The organism is Achromobacter denitrificans NBRC 15125 (assembly GCF_001571365.1).
GTDB lineage: Bacteria > Pseudomonadota > Gammaproteobacteria > Burkholderiales > Burkholderiaceae_B > Achromobacter > Achromobacter denitrificans.
On sequence record NZ_BCTQ01000091.1, the window covers coordinates 1 to 1,346 of the forward strand.

General features: G+C 67.8%; 2 protein-coding genes. Both read left to right on the forward strand.

The window, feature by feature from the left end:
• On the forward strand, positions 1-897 hold an 897-nt coding region (locus ADE01S_RS30990), incomplete at its 5' end, for a MotA/TolQ/ExbB proton channel family protein (protein WP_062685586.1).
• A partial coding sequence (locus ADE01S_RS30995) for an ExbD/TolR family protein (RefSeq protein ID WP_062685587.1) occupies positions 897-1,346 on the forward strand: 450 nt, incomplete at its 3' end. The genes ADE01S_RS30990 and ADE01S_RS30995, both read left to right, overlap by 1 nt.

Consider the following 1,346-nt stretch of genomic DNA (forward strand, 5'->3'; position numbering starts at 1 on the left):
GCCGCCGCGGCCGCGCCCGCGGCCCCCCAAGCCGCCTCGGCGGTCGGCGAGGCGGCCCAACAGGCCGCCGGCGCGCTCCAGCAATCGGCCGACGCGCTGCACGGCGCGGCCGCCGCGCTGCCCGCGGCGCCTGCGCCCATCGCCACGCCCGACATGGGCTTCCTGCACTTCGTCGCGCAGAGCGACTTCGTCGGCAAGAGCCTGTTCATCATCCTGATCCTGATGTCGCTGGTGACCTGGTACCTGATCCTGGTCAAGGCCGCCAGCAACGTCAGCATGCGCAAGCGCTCCGCCGACTTCCTGAACAAGTTCTGGAACGCCAGCTCGCTCGAACAGGTCGAGAACGAAATCGTGACCCACGGCGCGCGCGATCCGTTCTCGCACCTGGCCAGCCATGCCATGCATGCCCAGGCGCATCACAACAAGTTCGGCGCGACCAAGCTGGAAGAGTCCGGCAGCAACTCCGACTTCGTCACCCGCACCATGCGCAAGGTCATCGACGAAGAAACCGCCAAGCTGGAAAACGGCCTGACCGTGCTGGCCTCGGTGGGGTCGACGGCGCCTTTCGTGGGCCTGTTCGGCACCGTCTGGGGCGTGTACCACGCCCTGGTCGGCATCGGCCTGTCCGACGGCGTGACCATCAACCGCATCGCCGGCCCCGTCGGCGAGGCGCTGATCATGACGGGCCTGGGCCTGGCCGTTGCCATCCCGGCGGTGCTGGCGTACAACACGTTCGTGCGCAACAACCGCGTGTTCCTGTCGCGCCTGGACGCCTTCGCGCATGACCTGTTCGCGTTCCTGACCACCGGCCAGCAAGTTGCGCTGTCCGACGGCAAGGTGCGCGCCCTGCGCCGCCAGCACGGCAACGGCGCGGCGGCTCAACGCGGGAGCGAATAATGGCCTTTGGCAGCTTCGAGGGAAAAGGATCCGGGAGCCATGCGGTTTCCGAGATCAACATGGTGCCCCTGATCGACGTGATGCTGGTGCTGCTGGTGATCTTCATCATCACCGCGCCCTTGCTCGCGCACTCGATCAAGATCAACATGCCCCAGGTGGCCGCCGAGCAGATCGAGGAAGAGCCCAAGACGATCGACCTGGCCATCGACGCCAGCGGCGCGCTGTTCTGGGATGAAAAGCCGGTCAATATCGACGACCTGCCCAATCGCTTCAAATCGATCGCCGGCACCAAGCCGCAACCCGAGATCCGCATCCGCGCCGACCAGAACACCCGCTACGAGACGCTGGCCAAGGTCATGGCCTCGGCGCGCCGCTCGGGCATGACGCGCATCGGGTTCGTCACCACCCCGCCTTCGGGCGGCGCGCCCGCGGGCGAGGCGGCCCCCGCC